This window comes from Streptomyces ruber, from assembly GCF_014648075.1.
Lineage (GTDB): Bacteria > Actinomycetota > Actinomycetes > Streptomycetales > Streptomycetaceae > Streptomyces > Streptomyces ruber.
Genome location: NZ_BMQK01000003.1, coordinates 187,179 through 201,545 on the forward strand (window position 1 = coordinate 187,179; position 14,367 = coordinate 201,545).

Sequence of the window (14,367 nt, forward strand, 5' to 3'; positions counted from 1 at the left end):
CCGGCCGGCGGGAGACCTCCCGCCGGCCGGTGGAGGCGTCGCGGCCGGTTCCGCCGCCGCGGTCAGGCGGCCGGCGCCGGATACGTCGGGTACTCCACCCCGGACACGTGCTGGACGACGCGGACGACCTGGCACGAGTAACCGAACTCGTTGTCGTACCAGAGGTAGAGGATGGCGTTGTCGCCCTCGGCCTTGGTGGCGCCGGCGTCGACGATCGAGGCGTGGCGCGAGCCGATGAAGTCGCTGGAGACCGCGTCGGGGGCGGTGGTGAAGTCGATCTGGCGCTTCAGCGGCGAGGTGAGGGACACGGTGCGGAGGTGGTCGAGGACCTCCTCGCGCGTGGCCTCCCGGGCGAGCGTCAGGTTGAGGATCGCGATCGAGACGTCCGGCACCGGTACGCGGATCGAGCTGCCGGTGATCCTCGCCTTCAGACCGGGCAGTGCCTTGGCGACGGCGGAGGCGGCACCGGTCTCGGTGATCACCATGTTGAGCGGTGCCGAGCGGCCGCGGCGGTCGGCCTTGTGGTAGTTGTCCAGCAGGTTCTGGTCGTTGGTGAACGAGTGGACGGTCTCCACGTGGCCGCGCACCACGCCGAACTCGTCGTCCATCGCCTTCAGCGGCGGGACGATGGCGTTGGTGGTGCAGGACGCGCAGGACAGGATCCGCTCGTCCGGCTTGACCGTGTCGTGGTTGACGCCGTGCACGATGTTGGGGACGTCGCCCTTGCCCGGTGCCGTCAGGACGACCTTGTCGATGCCGGGGCGCAGGTGCTGCGACAGGCCCTCGCGGTCACGCCACTTGCCGGTGTTGTCGATGAGGACGGCGTCCCTGATGCCGTACGCCGTGTAGTCGACCTCCGACGGGTCGTTCGCGTATATCACCTTGATCTCGTTGCCGTTGGCGACGATCGTGCCGGCCGCCTCGTCGACGGTGATCGTGCCCTGGAACTGGCCGTGGACCGAGTCGCGGCGCAGCAGCGAGGCGCGCTTGACCAGGTCCCCGCCGGCGCCGGTGCCGCGGACGACGACGGCGCGCAGCCGCAGCCCGTTGCCGGAGCCGGCCTTCTCGATGAGCAGCCGGGCGACGAGCCGGCCGATGCGCCCGAACCCGTAGAGAACGACGTCGCGCGGCTCGCGGCGCTCGGTCCTGCCCGCCCCCGTGGCGCCGGCGACGGCCTCGGCGGTGAACTGCTCGACAGTGAGACCGCGGTCGTCGGCCGCGTAGGAGGCGGCCAGCATGCCGAGGTCGATCTGGGAGGGGCCGAGGTCGAGCGAGGTGAGGGCCCGCAGGAACGGCCAGGTGTCGGTGACCGAGAGCTCCTCGCCGGCGATCTGCCGGGCGAACCGGTGGGTCTTGAGGATGCTGATCACCGACTTGTTCACCAGGGAGCGGCTGTGGAGCAGGACGGTGACGTCCCGCTCGCGGTGCAGCTTCCCGATGATCGGGATCATCGATTCCGCGATCTCCTCGCGGCGCATCCAGTGGGTGAACGAGTCGTCGTTGACAGTCACAGGTGTCTCTTTCGAGCTAGACGGCGCTCACATGTTAACTCCCCTCTCGCTCATCTGATCAAGGCTTCGCACCTCTGGCGGGGTCGCCCCGCGGAACGGGGCGTGCGGCTCGTCGGCCACGGGCTGGTCGCCCACGTGCACGACGCCGGTGCGTGTCCGGCGCGCGACCCGCGGGCCGTGGGTGGCGTTCTCGGTGATGGCGTGGTGATGTCGCAGGCCAGGTCGTCTTCGGTGGCATGGGTGAGGGCCACCGCGGCGTCGTCGTCCGGGAACGTCTCCAGCGCGCACGGCGGGCCGATCACGGCCCGAGCCGAGCGGGGGAAGCATGCGGACGGCTCCGTCGGGTACGCGACCCGCGTTGCGACCGGGGCGACAAGCCGTCCCGGGACGTCCGTTCCGCCACTACCCCGGGAACCACCATGGACACACCCTGGTACGACGACACCGTGCCCGAGCCCGTGCCGCCGGCGCAGCGGGCGCTGACCACGCTCGCCGGGAACATCGGATGTGCCGCGGACGCCGGAGGCGCCGATGACGCCGGAACCGCCGGAAACACCGCCGCGCTGGACACACTGGCCTCCAGCGACGTGCTGATACCCGTGCCGGACGACGCCACGGAGGAGGACGCCGCCGACCCGTCGATGCTGGCCCTGCCCGTACTGGAGCGGCCGGGCGGCGAACAGGTGGTGCCCGTGTTCACCACGGAGACGGAGATGGCGGGGCTGCTGCCGTACGTGGAGCGCTACCGGCTGGTACCGCTGGGCGCGCTCGCCGCGCAGTGGCCCGAGGGCGACCTGGCGCTCACCATCGACGCCACCTCGCCCCACGGCCTGACGCTCACCGCGCAGGGGGTGCGCACCCTGCTGGCGCGGCCGCAGGGCTGAGCACGCCGCCGGAGACCGGCGGTCCCGTCAGCCGGCCGGACCCAGGGTGCGGGCCAGCGCCGCCCGTTGCAGGGGCAGGACCAGGGCGTGCAGGTCGCGCCCGCGCTGGGTGAGGGCCACCCAGATCCCGCGCCGGTCCTCCTCGCAGACCGTGCGCCGCACCAGCCCGTCCCTCTCCAGACGGCCGATCAGCCGGGACAGCGCGCTCTGGCTGAGATGCACCCGCGCGGCGATGTCCTGCACGCGGCAGTGCTCGCAGGCGTCCCCCTCCGCCGTCGCGGAGACGAGGACGTCGAGCACCTCGAAGTCGCTGGCACCGAGGCCGTGCGGATGGAGCACGCGGTCGATCTCGCACAGGGTGCGCGCGTGTACCGAGAGGATCTCCCGCCACCGTTCCTCGAGGCGGGCCTCGACCGTCTTCACTGCCATGAACGCACGGTAACAGACCCCCGCGCGGTGATTGCGCGTGCAAGCAGTGCTCGCATCCATGTCCGATTCGCCACCGTTCGCCGATGCCGCCGAACGCCGCCGACGCGCGGGTGCGTCGGGTCACGCCTCAGGTCGAGGCCCGCCGCACCAGCTCGGTCGGCAGGATCACCGCCGCCGGGTCCTCGCCGCCGATCTGCGCGAGGAGCACCCGCACCATCTCGTTGCTGATGCGGTCCCAGGGCTGGCGGATCGTGGTGAGCGCCGGGGTGGCGGACGTGGCGGCGGGCGAGTCGTCGAAGCCGCCCACGGCGACGTCGTCCGGGACCCGCCGGCCGGCGCGGTGCAGTGCGCCCAGCACGCCCTGCGCCATCAGGTCGGAGGCGACGAACACCGCGTCGATGTCCGGTGCCAGCTCCAGCAGCCGTTCCGCGCCCGCCTCACCGCTGGCCCGGCTGTAGTCGCCGGACACGACCAGCCGTTCGTCGACGCCGATCCCCGCCTCGCCGAGCACCTCCCGGTAGCCCGCGAGACGCTCCACGCCGCCCGGGGTGTCCTGCGGGCCGGTCACCATGCCGATGCGGCGGCGGCCCAGCGACAGCAGATGGCGCACCATGTCCCGGGCGCCGTCCCGGTCGTCCGCCGCCACGTAACTCACCTTCGAACCGAGCCCGATGGGCTTGCCGCACGCGACCAGCGGCACGCCCGCCGCGCGCAGCTCCTCGGCGACGGGATCCCCGGAGTGGCTGGACACCAGCAGCACCCCGTCGACATGCCCCGCGGTGATGTACCGCGTGATGCGCCGCCGCTCGTCCTTCGTGCCCGCCAGCATCAGCAGCAGCGGGATGTCGTGCGCGGCCAGCGCCTGGGTGCAGCCGCGCAGCAGGACGTTGAAGTTGGGGTCCTCGAAGAACCTCTCCTGGGGCTCGGTGAGCAGGAAGCCGATGGAGTCCGACCGCCCGGTGATCAGGGAGCGGGCGTGCCGGTTCACGACGTAACCCGTCTTCCGGATCGCCGCGTTGACGGCCTCCTGGGCCGCGGGGCTGACGTAGTGCCCGCCGTTGAGGACGCGGGACACGGTGCCCCGGGACACCCCGGCCTCGCGTGCCACGTCGTGGATCGTCGGCGGCCTGCGCCGGCCCCCCGTAGTGCTCATGGTCATGACTTTACGGCCCCGGAGAGCAGGTCGAGGCTCCAGAACCGCTGGACGACCAGGAACAGCGCGATCAGCGGCCCCACCGCGAGCAGCGCGCCCGTGATGACGAGGGTGTACAGCGCGGGGGTGTTGGCGCCCTGTTCGAGGAGCGTGAACAGCCCCAGCGTGATGGGGAACTTCTCGTCGTCGCTGAGCATGATGTACGGCAGCAGGAAGTTGTTCCACACGGCCACGAACTGGAACAGGAACACGGTCACCAGGCCCGGCACCATCATCGGCAGCGCGATCCGCGTGAAGATCCGCCACTCGCCCGCCCCGTCCATCCGCCCGGCCTCCACCACGTCGGCGGGCACGGCGGCGGCCGCGTAGATCCGGGCGAGGTACACGCCGTACGGGGAGAGGACCAGCGGCAGCAGCACGGACGCGTACGAATCCGTCAGGTCGGCCTCGGCCAGCAGCAGGTACTGCGGGACCGCGAGGATCACCGGCGGCATCAGCACGCCCGCCATGAGGATGTTGAAGACGGTCTCGCGCCCCCGGAAGCGGTAGATCGCGAGCGCGTAGCCGCTGACCGCGGAGACGGCCGTGGAGAGCAGCGCGCCGAGGCCCGCGTAGAGCGCGGAGTTGCCCATCCACGTCCAGTACACGCCGTCGCGGTAGGCGTTCAGGTCGGACAGGTTGTCCGCGAGGCCGGTGCCCGGCAGGAAGGTGAACGTGGAGAACAGCTCACGGCCCGACTTGGTGGCCGCGATCACCACCCACGCCACCGGCAGCAGACAGTAGAGGGCGCCCAGCGCCAGGGTGAGCGTCGGGACGAGGGCGATGCGGCGGCGGCGCGCGGGAGGCGGTCCCTGTGCGGTGCCGGGCGTGATGCCCGCCGGGGCGTCCTTGCGCACGGCGAGAGAACTCATCGTGCCTCCTCCTGCCGGGTACGGGAGTTCGCGGCCCGCAGGAAGCCGAAGGACAGCAGCAGCGTGGCGACGGCGATCAGCACCGCGCCCGCGGCGGCCGCGTGGATGTCGCCCTTGCCGAAGGCGTCCTGGTACACCTTCATCAGCGGACTCCACGTCGTGGAGACGGAGTTGGTGAGGGGCTTGAGGGTGGTCGGCTCGCTGAACACCTGGAGCGTCGCGATGATCGAGAAGAAGAAGGTCAGCACCAGCGAGGGCGCCACCATCGGGATCTTGATCCGCAGCGCGGTCTGCAGCGGCGTGGCGCCGTCCAGCCGGGCCGCCTCGTACACCTCGGCGGGGATCGCCCGCAGCGCGGTGTAGATGACGATCATGTTGAAGCCGGTGCCGCCCCACACCGCGATGTTCGACAGGGCGAGGTACAGCGGCCCGCCGTCCAGCAGGTCCGGCTGCGGCATCCCCAGCCTGTCGAGCACGAAGTGGAAGGGGCTCACGTCCGGCAGGTAGAGGAAGCCCCACAGCAGCGCCGCCACGACGCCCGGGACGGCGTACGGCAGGAAGATCGCGAGCCGGGTGAAGCGTGTCCCGCGGACCTTCTCGCTGTCCAGCATCAGCGCGAACACCAGCGCCAGGCCCAGCATCACCGGGACGACGATCGCACCGTACCCGAGCACGCGCAGCGCACCGGACAGCAGTTCGGAGTCGGTCAGGGCGGCGGTGTGGTTCTCGACGCCGGCCCACACCTCGGCACGCGCGCCCGCGCCCAGCCCGAGGCCCTTGACCTCGACCTTGTGCAGGCTCAGCCAGAGCGCGTAACCGATGGGCAGCGCGAAGAAGAGGGCGAACAGGACGGTCGCCGGGAGGAGGAAGAGGTACGGGGCGCCGCGTCCACGCCCGTGCGAGCGGGCACGGGCGCGGGGCGGCCGCCCGGCCGGCGCCGCCACGCCCCCGGCCGGCTCCCTGCGCGGGTCCCTCACTCCGCGACCTCGAAGCCCTGCTTCTTCAGGTCGGCGACCGTGTCGTCCTGCATCTTCGTCAGGGCGGCACCGAAGTCGGACCTGTCCTTCGCGGCGGCGGCGAACGCGTCCTTGAAGGTGGTGTACGCGACGTTCACGTTCGGGCCCCACGCGGACGGTGCCGTGGTCCCGGCGATCGCGGCGGCCTGCGTGTAGAAGTCCGGCTGGTTGGAGAAGTAGCCGGGCGGTTCCGAGAACGCGTCGCTGAGCTGCGCGTTCGTCGCGGCCGGGTAGACGCCGCTGTTCTTGGCGAGCGCGGCCAGCGCCTCCCGGTCGGTGTTCAGCCAGGTGGCGAACTTCGCGGCGGCCGCCTTGTGCCTCGAGTCGGTGGTCACGGCGGTGGAGGAGCCGCCCCAGCTGCCGGTCACGGTGTCGTCGCCGGACCACTGCGGCAGCGGCGCCATCTTCCACCTGCCCGCCGTGTCGGGCGCGGCGGTGGCCATGGTGCCGGGCGCCCACACCGCGCTCACCCAGGCGATCTGCCGGCCGGTGTCGAGCGCCTTGTTCCAGGCCGGGGTGTACATGGGCTGGTTGTCGATGACGCCTTCCCGCACCAGGCCGCCCCAGAAGTCGGCGACCTTCCGCGTGGCCGCGTCGTCGATGCCGACCTTCCACTTCTGGCCCTCGGTGGTCCACCACCTGGCGCCCGCCTGCTGGGCGAGGCCCGCGAACAGACCGGAGTCGTTGGCGGAGAAGGTGGTCAGGTCGAGGTCGGGCGCCTTCTCCTTGAGCTCGCGCGCGGTGTCGGCGAACTCCTCCCAGGTCGTCGGCACCGTCAGGCCGTGCTTCTCGAACAGGTCCTCGCGGTAGAAGAACATCATCGGCGCGACGTCCTGCGGGATCGCGTAGACCGCGTCCGAGCCCAGCGTCGTCTGCTGCCACACCGCCTCGGCGAACTGCTCCTTCGCGTCGCCGGCCTCGCCCGAGATGTCGGCGACCGCGTCATTGCTGACCAGCGTCGGCAGGGCCTGGTACTCGGCCTGCACCAGGTCGGGCCCCTGGCCGGCCTTGTGCGCGGTGAGGATCTTGGTGACCAGGGTGTCTCCGGAGGCCTGCTTCTTCACCGTGACGGTGATCTGCTGCTCCTTGCCGGGCCCCTCGTTCCACAGGTCGACGACCCTGTCCATGCCCGGTGTCCAGGTCCAGTAGGTGAGCTTCGCGGGACCGGACCGCGCGCCGGTCCCGTCGTCGGACGAGCCGCAGGCGGCGAGCGTGGTGGCGCCGAGTGTCACGGCGACCGCGGTGGCCACAAAGCGGCTCTGCTTCGTGTCGGGCATGGACAGTTCTCCCCTGACTTCCCCTGACCAGAGGTCTCCGCACACCGCAGGGACCTCCCGGCTTCTGTGAGCGTTCACAGTAGAGAAACATCCACGACACTTGTCAATGGTTGTTGCTGTGCGGTTATGTTGGCTCCGCGCCGTCGGCGCTGTGTGTGCACGTTCCCAAATGATCGATTGCAAGGAGTTCCGCTCATGCCGGAGACCGCACCCGAGGGCCTCACCGGGCTCGCCTTCGGCGGGGACTACAACCCCGAGCAGTGGCCGGAGGAGGTGTGGCAGGAGGACGTCCGGCTGATGCGCGAGGCGGGCGTCACGATGGTGAGCGTCGGCATCTTCTCCTGGGCCCTGCTGGAACCGTCCCCCGGGACCTACGACTTCGGCTGGCTGGACCGTGTCCTGGACCTGCTGCACGACAACGGCGTCCGCGTCGACCTCGGCACCCCGACCGTCGTCCCGCCCGTCTGGTTCTACCGCGCCCACCCCGAGGCGCTGCCCGTGGCCGCCGACGGCACCCGCTACGAGTTCGGCTCACGCGGCGCCATCTGCCACAGCAACGCCGACTACCGCGCCGCCGCCGCGAACATCACCACGAAGCTCGCCGAGCGGTACGCGGACCACCCCGCGCTCGCCCTGTGGCACGTGCACAACGAGTACGGCGTCCCCGTCTCCGCCTGCTACTGCGACTCCTGCGCCGCGCACTTCCGCCGCTGGCTGGCACGGACCTACGGCACGGTGGAGGCGGTCAACGAGGCATGGGGCACCGCCTTCTGGGGTCAGCGCTACACCGGCTTCGAGCAGATCAACCCGCCGCGCACGACCCCCACCGTCGGCAACCCCGGCCAGGCCCTGGACTACCGGCGGTTCGCCGACGTCACCCTCCGCGAGAACTTCACGGCGGAGCGGGACATCCTGCACCGTCTCTCACCGGGCATCCCGGTCACGACCAACTTCATGACCGCGCTCAGCCAGTGCGACTCCATCGACTACTGGGCCTGGGGACGCGAGGTCGACCTCGTCTCCAACGACCACTACCTGATCACCGACGGCCGCCGCACCCACGTCAACCTCGCCATGGCCGCCGACCTCACCCGTTCTGTCGCGGGCGGCGCGCCCTGGCTGCTCCTGGAGCACTCCACGTCCGGCGTCAACTGGCAGCCCCGCAACCCCGCGAAGGCGCCGGGCCAGATGGCGCGCAACTCCCTCGCCCACGTGGCGCGCGGCTCCGACGGCGCCATGTTCTTCCAGTGGCGCCAGTCCCGGCGGGGCGCCGAGAAGTTCCACTCGTCGATGGTGCCGCACGCCGGCACCGACTCCCGCGTCTGGCGCGAGGTCGTCGAGCTCGGCGCGCACCTCGACGCGCTCGGCGCGGTCCGCGGCACCCGCACCGTCGCCGACGCGGCCGTCCTGTGGGACTGGCACTCCTGGTGGGCGCAGGGCCTCCAGTGGCGTCCCAGCGAGGACCACGACCCGCGCGAGCGCGCCGACGCCTTCTACGAGGCCCTCTACGACCACCACCTCACGGTCGACTTCGCCCACCCGGAAGCCGACCTGTCGGCCTATCCCCTCGTCGTCGTCCCCGCGCTGTACCTGACGACCGAGGCGGCGGGCGCCAACCTGCGGCGGTACGTCGAGCGGGGCGGCACGCTCGTCGTCTCGTACTTCTCCGGCATCGTCGACGAGCACGACGCCGTCCACGACGGGCCGTACCCCGGCGCCCTGCGGGACGTGCTCGGCCTGACCGTGGAGGAGTTCTCACCGCTGCTGGCCGGTGAGGGCGTCCGCCTGACCGGGCCGGACGAGGCCGAGCTCACCGGCGACGTGTGGACCGAGTTCGTGGTGCCGCGCGGCGCCGAGACCGTGTGGACCTACGCCGACGGGCTCACCGCGGGCCGCCCCGCCGTCACCCGGTACCGCCTCGGCGAGGGCACCGCCTGGTACGTGTCGACCCGCCTCGACGCGCGGGGCCTCGGCGTTCTGCTGGGCCGGGCCGCCGACGACGCCGGCGTCGCACTCCGTACCGAGCTGCCGCGCGACGTGGAGGTGGTGCGTCGTGAGGGCGAGTCGGGCACGTACGTGTTCGTGATCAACCACAGCTCCTCGGACGCCAAGGTGCCGCTGGACGGGAACGGGGCCGAGGTGCTGACGGGTGACCGTGCCGCGGGCGGCCTGGTGGTGCCCGCGGGGGCCGTACGGGCCGTACGCCTCGACGGCCGCTGAGCCGCCGCACGCCGTTCGCCACCGCGTTGTCGAACCACCAGCGGGTGCCCGGGGGCAACGGCTGGGACCCCGCCGACCCGGCCTCCGGCAACGGCTGGGAGAACCAGGCCCTGTTCGGCTACCACGGCCGGGCGCTGCCGGCGACGGAGTGGTTCGGGCACCGTCGGGCACCGTCGTGACGCCCCAGGTCCGGGACCCGGCCCCGACGTGGCGCGGGGTCCGGCCGCGCCGTGCGGCCGGACCCCTTCTCCGCGCCGGCGGTTCACGGGACGCCGCGGGCGCGGAAGGGCGCGGTGCGCGCTGCGCGTCTCCGCACGCCGTGCGCCGAGCGGGCCGGCCGGCGTGTGCGGCTCCCGGAGCGCAGGCCACCCGCACATCCAGGTGAACACGCGGCCGTGGAACGGGGCATCACCCTCACGGTGGGCGTGCGGGGGCCGGCGGTACGGGCGTGCCGGACGTGCGTGCGGGCGCACGCGCGCGTGTCCCGGTGCGTGCGGGAGGGACGGGCCGGGAGCGGACGCCTGCGCGACGAGGGGCGTCCGGCCGTGACCGGTGCGCGGGAGCGGCGCCCCGGCCCTCCGCCGTGCTGCGAGGATGGGCCGCCTCAACCGGTGAACAGGGAGGCGCGCATGGAACGGTCAGGGGGCGGGCTCGTACCGCTGGCGTACGTGGGCATCGGCGGGCGGGGGCCCGAGGACGTGGTCGCCGACGACCGGGGCAGGATCCTGACCGGCGTGGAGGACGGGCGCGTCCTGCGGCTGAGCGGGGTCGCTGATCCCGTGCGCGCGCGGGTCGAGGTGCTCGCGGAGACCGGCGGCCGGCCCCTCGGGCTCGAACTCCTGCCGGACGGCGACCTGTTGGTGTGCGACGCGCGGATGGGACTGCTCCGGGTGTCGACCGGCGACGGTACCGTGCGGGTGCTCGCGGACTCGGTCGCCGGTGAGCCGCTGAACTGCTGCAGCAACGCCGTCGCGCTGTCGGACGGCACGGTCTGCTTCACCGCCGCCAGCCGCCGGTATCCGCTCGAGCACTGGCTCGCCGACCTGGTGGAGCACTCCGGAACGGGGCGGCTGCTGCGCCTGGCGCCGGGGGACGACACGCCCGAAGTGCTGCTGGACGGGATCCAGTTCGCCAACGGGCTGGCCGTCTCGGGCGACGAATCGTTCCTCGTCGTGGCGGAGACCGGCAGCCGGCGGCTCGTCCGCCACTGGCTCACCGGACCGGACGCGGGCCGCGGTGAGCCCTTCGTCGAGGACCTGCCGGGCGCGCCCGACAACATGTGGCGCGACCCGGAGGACGGACTGATCTGGGTGGCGCTCGCCGGTCCGCGCGTGCCCGCCCTGGACGCCGTGCACCGGACCGGTCCGGCCGTGCGGCGTGCCGCCGCCCGGGCCGCGGTCCACGCGCCCTTCCGGCCCGGGGGGTTCGCCGGCGCGCTGGCGGTCGACGACGAGGGCCGGATCGTCCACGAACTCACCCGCCGCGACTCCGGGTTCCGCATGACCACCAGTGTCTGCCGCACCGGGGACCGGCTGGTCATGGGGAGCGTGTGGGAGAGCGGGGTCGCGGTGTACGAGGCACCGGGGCAGCGCACGGAGGGCTCTTGAGGGCACCGGGGGCACGGACCGGGGACGGCGGGGGCGGAGCCCCGGCCCGGGCGGCGCCCGCCTGACCCGCCCCCGCTCCGGCCGGGCGGGCGGGGAGCCGTCGCGAGCTGGGCCGTACGGTGCGCTCGACGGCTCCGGACGGTCCCGCGCCGCCGCGGGTGGCCGTTCCACCGGGCGAGACCGTACGTCTCGGAACGGGGTGTTCCCCGGGTGTGCCGACGGCTGAAAACGATCGTTTGATCCCGAGGGGCAGTACGGAGAGTGACCGGGGGGCCTTCGCGAAAATTCTCCGCGTGCCCTTGTCGATCTTCTTCGACCCTCTCGGAGCCCTCCTCGCGCAAGATCGACGGTCATGGGGACCCGTGATCGGGTGGGCACCGGAGGCAGGTGCCGAGGGCTTCGGCGGGGCTTCCGCCGCGCCGGTCCGCGGGCCGGGCCGGCCGGGGAGGCCGCGCCGCGCCGGGGTGCGGTACGGCGCGTGGCGCCCGACGGGCGCCCTCGGGCCGCGGCGCGCGGCCCGGTGGGCCCGCCGGACCTTCTGCGACCAGGGAGTTCGGCACCGGGCGGCCGGTCCGCCGGCCCTCGCGCGGAGGTCTCGGGCCGCGGGTGCGGCCCGGAGGGCTCCGGCTGCGCGGGGGCCGCGAACGGTCTGTTCCCCCCGGTCAGGTCGCCGGGCAGGGTGCTCCCGGCAGCCGTGCGCCACGGCTGCCGGACGGTCGGGGCGCGGAGCGCGTCACCGGCGCGGAGTGCGGCCGGGCTCATGCGGCGCGTCCCCAGACGGCGGTACCGGGGCGCCCGGCGCGACGTCCGTTGATGGAGGGCACCTGGGTGTGCCGGATGTCCGCGAGGACCGCGCGACCCGAGTGCTTGCCGTCGTACAGGGCGGCGTCCGCGGCCCGCTGGAGCAGGGACAGGTCGCGTATACCCAGCGTGTCCGGGGCGGCGGCACCGACCGAGGCGGCCACGTCGACGGTCCGCCCGTCGTCGAGGTTCACGGGGGTGTGCAGCATCCGCACCAGTTGCTGCAGCCGCACCTCACGCCGTTCGGGTTCCATGCGCACCACGATCGCGAACTCGTCGCCGCCCAGGCGGCCGACGGCCGCGCGGGGGCCCGCCCAGGCCTGGAGCCGGGCGGCCGTGGCGGTCAGCACCGCGTCGCCCGCCGCGTGCCCCAGCGTGTCGTTGATGCCCTTGAAGTGGTCCTGGTCGACCAGCACCACCAGCACGTCGTCGCCGTGCCGGCGCAGCAGCTGGCGGGCCTTGGCGGTGAAACTGTCGCGCCGCAGCAGCCCGGTCAACGGGTCGCGGCGGGCGGCGGCCAGCCGCCGGTGCAGCGCCACGGCGTGGACCGTCCACCCGGTCAACGGGATCGCGGCCGTCGTGAGGATCAGGGTGCGCTGCCCGAACCGGGCCGGGGTGAGAAGGTTGGACGTCATAGTCATGTTCTCCGTCTCGTCTCGTACGGGAGGGGTGCCCGGGACAGCCGATGACGCCGCCAAGCATGTGCCGCTGGCCCGTGACACAGCTACGGCAGAAAATCGCCTTCGCGGTGCCGGGTGGAACGACCGTTCCGGCGACGGGCTGTCGTGGCCGGCCGCCGGGCTCCGGTCCTGACCGGGAACCGCGGGCCCGCCGGCCGTCCGGCCGTCGGCCGGTGACTCCGGCTCCGGCCTGCTGCGAGGCGCGTGCGGCGTCGCACACCTCGTCCGCGTTCCGGATCGTCTCACCGGGTTGACCGGCCCGGCCGGTGAACACGCACAGTCCGGGCGGGACGCCATGGTGCACCGGGACGTCAACATCCCGAAAAGGGCAGAATTTTGACGTCTTTCTTCCCTCTTGATGCCCGTGAGTAGCGGTCCGCCACGTCCGCGCCGGTGACGGAGAGTGCGGAAAACGGTCGTCAGGGCGGTGGCACCGGCGGACGGCCGGGCCGTCGCTGTCAAGACCGCCCATGCGGGACGGAACGAGTTCGCGTCACGATCGCCACGGCCGCCCCGCCCCGCCCGGTCCACCCGGTGCGGCACCCCCTCGCACGGCAGTCCGCACGGCGCCACGGCACGGCACGTCCGTACGGGACCTCGCACGGGAAGAAGATCGTTCCCCGCCCGGTGGATCAGCGGCGCCGGTGGCCGTGGGCCCGCCGCACGCGCAGGGCCAGCGCGACCAGACCGGCGCCGAGCGCGGTGGCGGCCGTGATCCCGACCGCGCCCGCGAGCGCCGCCGCTCCCGTCCGGCCGGAGCCGGCGGCCCCGCCCCCGCTCCCGGCGCCCCCGCCGGCACCGGGGCCGGGACCGCGCGGTGACGTCGGTGCGGCCGGCGCCGCGGGGCGGGGCGGGGACAGCGAGCCCACCGGGCCGACGCGCCCGGCCGCCCGGAACCCCCAGTCGAGCAGGGCGCGGGCCTCCTCGTAGACGGCGAGGCTGCCGCCCTCCTGGGGGTTCATCACGGTGGCGATCAGGGTGCGGTCCCCCCTGCGGGCCGCGGCGACGAGCGTGTTGCCCGCGGCGCTGGTGTAGCCGTTCTTGACCCCGATCAGTCCGGGGTACCGGGGGACACCGTCGCCGGTGAGCAGCCGGTTGGTGTTGCGGATGCCGTACACCCGGTCGCCCGCCGGGAACTCGGCCTCGACGGTGGCGGAGTACCGAGCGAAGTCCTTGTCGCGCAGCCCGGCCCGGCCGAAGACCGTGAGGTCGTACGCCGACGACACCTGCCCCGGCGCGTCGTAGCCGTCGGGGGAGACGACGCGGGTGTCGTGGGCGCCGAGCGCGCGGGCCCTGGCCTGCATCCGGGCGGCCGTCGCGCGCCAGCCGCCGCCCAGCGCGGCCAGCACACGCACCGCGTCGTTGCCCGAGCTGAGGAAGACGCCCCGCCACAGGTCGGCCACCTCGTAGGTGTGGTGTTCCCGCACCCCGACCAGGCTGCTGCCGGGGCCGATGTCCGCCAGCTCCCCCTCGGTGACGGTGTGTCTCAGGCCGGCGGGCAGGGTCGGCAGCACGGTCAGCGCGAACAGGATCTTCAGGGTGCTGGCGGGCGGCAGCCTGCGGTGCGCGTCGTGCGCGGCCAGCACCTCACCGGTGCCGGCGTCGGCCACCAGCCACGACAGTGCGGAGACCTCGTCCGGGAGCTGTGGTGCCCCGGGCCGGAGGCGCACCCGGATCCCGGGCGCGTGCGGCGGCACCGGACGCGGCGGGGAGGTGGTCCGCGACGGCGCCGTGACACCCGGCGCGTGCCCGTCCGCCGGCGTGGCGGACGAGGCGGCGCCCGGCGCGGGGCCCGTCACTCCGATCGCCCAGGCGACGGCGCAGGACACGGCGACGCGGGCGGGAAGTCCGGCGGTCATACCGCCAACGTAGGAACAC

12 protein-coding genes are annotated in these 14,367 nt (G+C 73.3%); 4 read left to right on the top strand and 8 right to left on the bottom strand.

The genetic code is table 11. From position 1 onward, the window contains the following. Positions 1-62: 62 nt before the first annotated feature. Positions 63-1,511, bottom strand: a complete 1,449-nt coding sequence (locus IEZ04_RS09005) for a glyceraldehyde-3-phosphate dehydrogenase (protein ID WP_189216201.1) — start codon at positions 1,509-1,511, stop codon at positions 63-65. Positions 1,512-1,930: 419 nt separating this feature from the next. On the opposite strand from IEZ04_RS09005, the gene IEZ04_RS09010 reads away from it, so the two are divergent. Next, entirely contained in the window at positions 1,931-2,395 is a 465-nt protein-coding gene (locus IEZ04_RS09010; protein ID WP_189216202.1) for an SseB family protein, read from the top strand. 27 nt (positions 2,396-2,422) lie between these two features. Here the strand turns inward: IEZ04_RS09010 and IEZ04_RS09015 are convergent, their stop codons facing one another. From IEZ04_RS09015 to IEZ04_RS09035, 5 genes are all read right to left on the bottom strand, one after another. Continuing rightward, positions 2,423-2,824 carry a MarR family winged helix-turn-helix transcriptional regulator gene (locus tag IEZ04_RS09015; RefSeq protein WP_189216203.1) on the bottom strand — a complete coding sequence of 134 codons (402 nt, stop codon included), beginning with the start codon at positions 2,822-2,824 and terminating at the stop codon, positions 2,423-2,425. A 127-nt stretch (positions 2,825-2,951) separates the two neighbouring features. Then, positions 2,952-3,983: a LacI family DNA-binding transcriptional regulator gene (locus IEZ04_RS09020; protein ID WP_189216204.1), complete on the bottom strand. Its 1,032-nt coding sequence runs from the start codon at positions 3,981-3,983 to the stop codon at positions 2,952-2,954. Continuing rightward, on the bottom strand, positions 3,980-4,888 hold the full coding sequence (locus tag IEZ04_RS09025) for a carbohydrate ABC transporter permease (RefSeq protein WP_189216205.1): 909 nt from the start codon (positions 4,886-4,888) through the stop codon (positions 3,980-3,982). The genes IEZ04_RS09020 and IEZ04_RS09025 overlap by 4 nt, the downstream gene beginning before the upstream one ends. Next, positions 4,885-5,832, bottom strand: a complete 948-nt coding sequence (locus IEZ04_RS09030) for a carbohydrate ABC transporter permease (RefSeq protein ID WP_189216206.1) — start codon at positions 5,830-5,832, stop codon at positions 4,885-4,887. The genes IEZ04_RS09025 and IEZ04_RS09030 overlap by 4 nt, the downstream gene beginning before the upstream one ends. 29 nt (positions 5,833-5,861) lie before the next feature. Next, complete coding sequence (locus IEZ04_RS09035) at positions 5,862-7,181, bottom strand: ABC transporter substrate-binding protein (RefSeq protein WP_189216207.1); 1,320 nt, start codon at positions 7,179-7,181, stop codon at positions 5,862-5,864. A 195-nt stretch (positions 7,182-7,376) separates the two neighbouring features. Between IEZ04_RS09035 and IEZ04_RS09040 the strand changes: the two genes are divergently transcribed. The 3 genes from IEZ04_RS09040 to IEZ04_RS09050 all read left to right on the top strand — a co-directional run bounded on the left by IEZ04_RS09040 (position 7,377) and on the right by IEZ04_RS09050 (position 11,008). Further along, on the top strand, positions 7,377-9,401 hold the full coding sequence (locus IEZ04_RS09040; protein WP_189216208.1) for a beta-galactosidase: 2,025 nt from the start codon (positions 7,377-7,379) through the stop codon (positions 9,399-9,401). A gap of 26 nt (positions 9,402-9,427) precedes the next feature. Continuing rightward, positions 9,428-9,580, top strand: a complete 153-nt coding sequence (locus tag IEZ04_RS09045) for a hypothetical protein (protein WP_189216674.1) — start codon at positions 9,428-9,430, stop codon at positions 9,578-9,580. Between the two features lie 450 nt (positions 9,581-10,030). Beyond that, entirely contained in the window at positions 10,031-11,008 is a 978-nt protein-coding gene (locus IEZ04_RS09050; protein ID WP_189216209.1) for an SMP-30/gluconolactonase/LRE family protein, read from the top strand. A 758-nt stretch (positions 11,009-11,766) separates the two neighbouring features. On the opposite strand, the gene IEZ04_RS09055 is transcribed toward IEZ04_RS09050, so the two are convergent. Both IEZ04_RS09055 and IEZ04_RS09060 read right to left on the bottom strand, forming a co-directional pair. After that, positions 11,767-12,444 (bottom strand): GGDEF domain-containing protein, encoded by a 678-nt coding sequence (locus tag IEZ04_RS09055; protein ID WP_189216210.1) that lies wholly within the window; start codon positions 12,442-12,444, stop codon positions 11,767-11,769. Between the two features lie 677 nt (positions 12,445-13,121). Further along, entirely contained in the window at positions 13,122-14,348 is a 1,227-nt protein-coding gene (locus IEZ04_RS09060; protein ID WP_189216211.1) for a D-alanyl-D-alanine carboxypeptidase family protein, read from the bottom strand. Between the last annotated feature and the right edge of the window lie 19 nt (positions 14,349-14,367).

Coding starts and splice junctions, on each gene's coding strand:
- IEZ04_RS09040 (WP_189216208.1), top strand. CDS start 7,377: ATGCCGGAGACCGCACCCGAGGGCCTCACCGGGCTCGCCTTCGGCGGG.
- IEZ04_RS09020 (WP_189216204.1), bottom strand. CDS start 3,983: ATGACCATGAGCACTACGGGGGGCCGGCGCAGGCCGCCGACGATCCAC.
- IEZ04_RS09010 (WP_189216202.1), top strand. CDS start 1,931: ATGGACACACCCTGGTACGACGACACCGTGCCCGAGCCCGTGCCGCCG.
- IEZ04_RS09015 (WP_189216203.1), bottom strand. CDS start 2,824: ATGGCAGTGAAGACGGTCGAGGCCCGCCTCGAGGAACGGTGGCGGGAG.
- IEZ04_RS09060 (WP_189216211.1), bottom strand. CDS start 14,348: ATGACCGCCGGACTTCCCGCCCGCGTCGCCGTGTCCTGCGCCGTCGCC.
- IEZ04_RS09055 (WP_189216210.1), bottom strand. CDS start 12,444: ATGACGTCCAACCTTCTCACCCCGGCCCGGTTCGGGCAGCGCACCCTG.
- IEZ04_RS09050 (WP_189216209.1), top strand. CDS start 10,031: ATGGAACGGTCAGGGGGCGGGCTCGTACCGCTGGCGTACGTGGGCATC.
- IEZ04_RS09025 (WP_189216205.1), bottom strand. CDS start 4,888: ATGAGTTCTCTCGCCGTGCGCAAGGACGCCCCGGCGGGCATCACGCCC.
- IEZ04_RS09035 (WP_189216207.1), bottom strand. CDS start 7,181: ATGCCCGACACGAAGCAGAGCCGCTTTGTGGCCACCGCGGTCGCCGTG.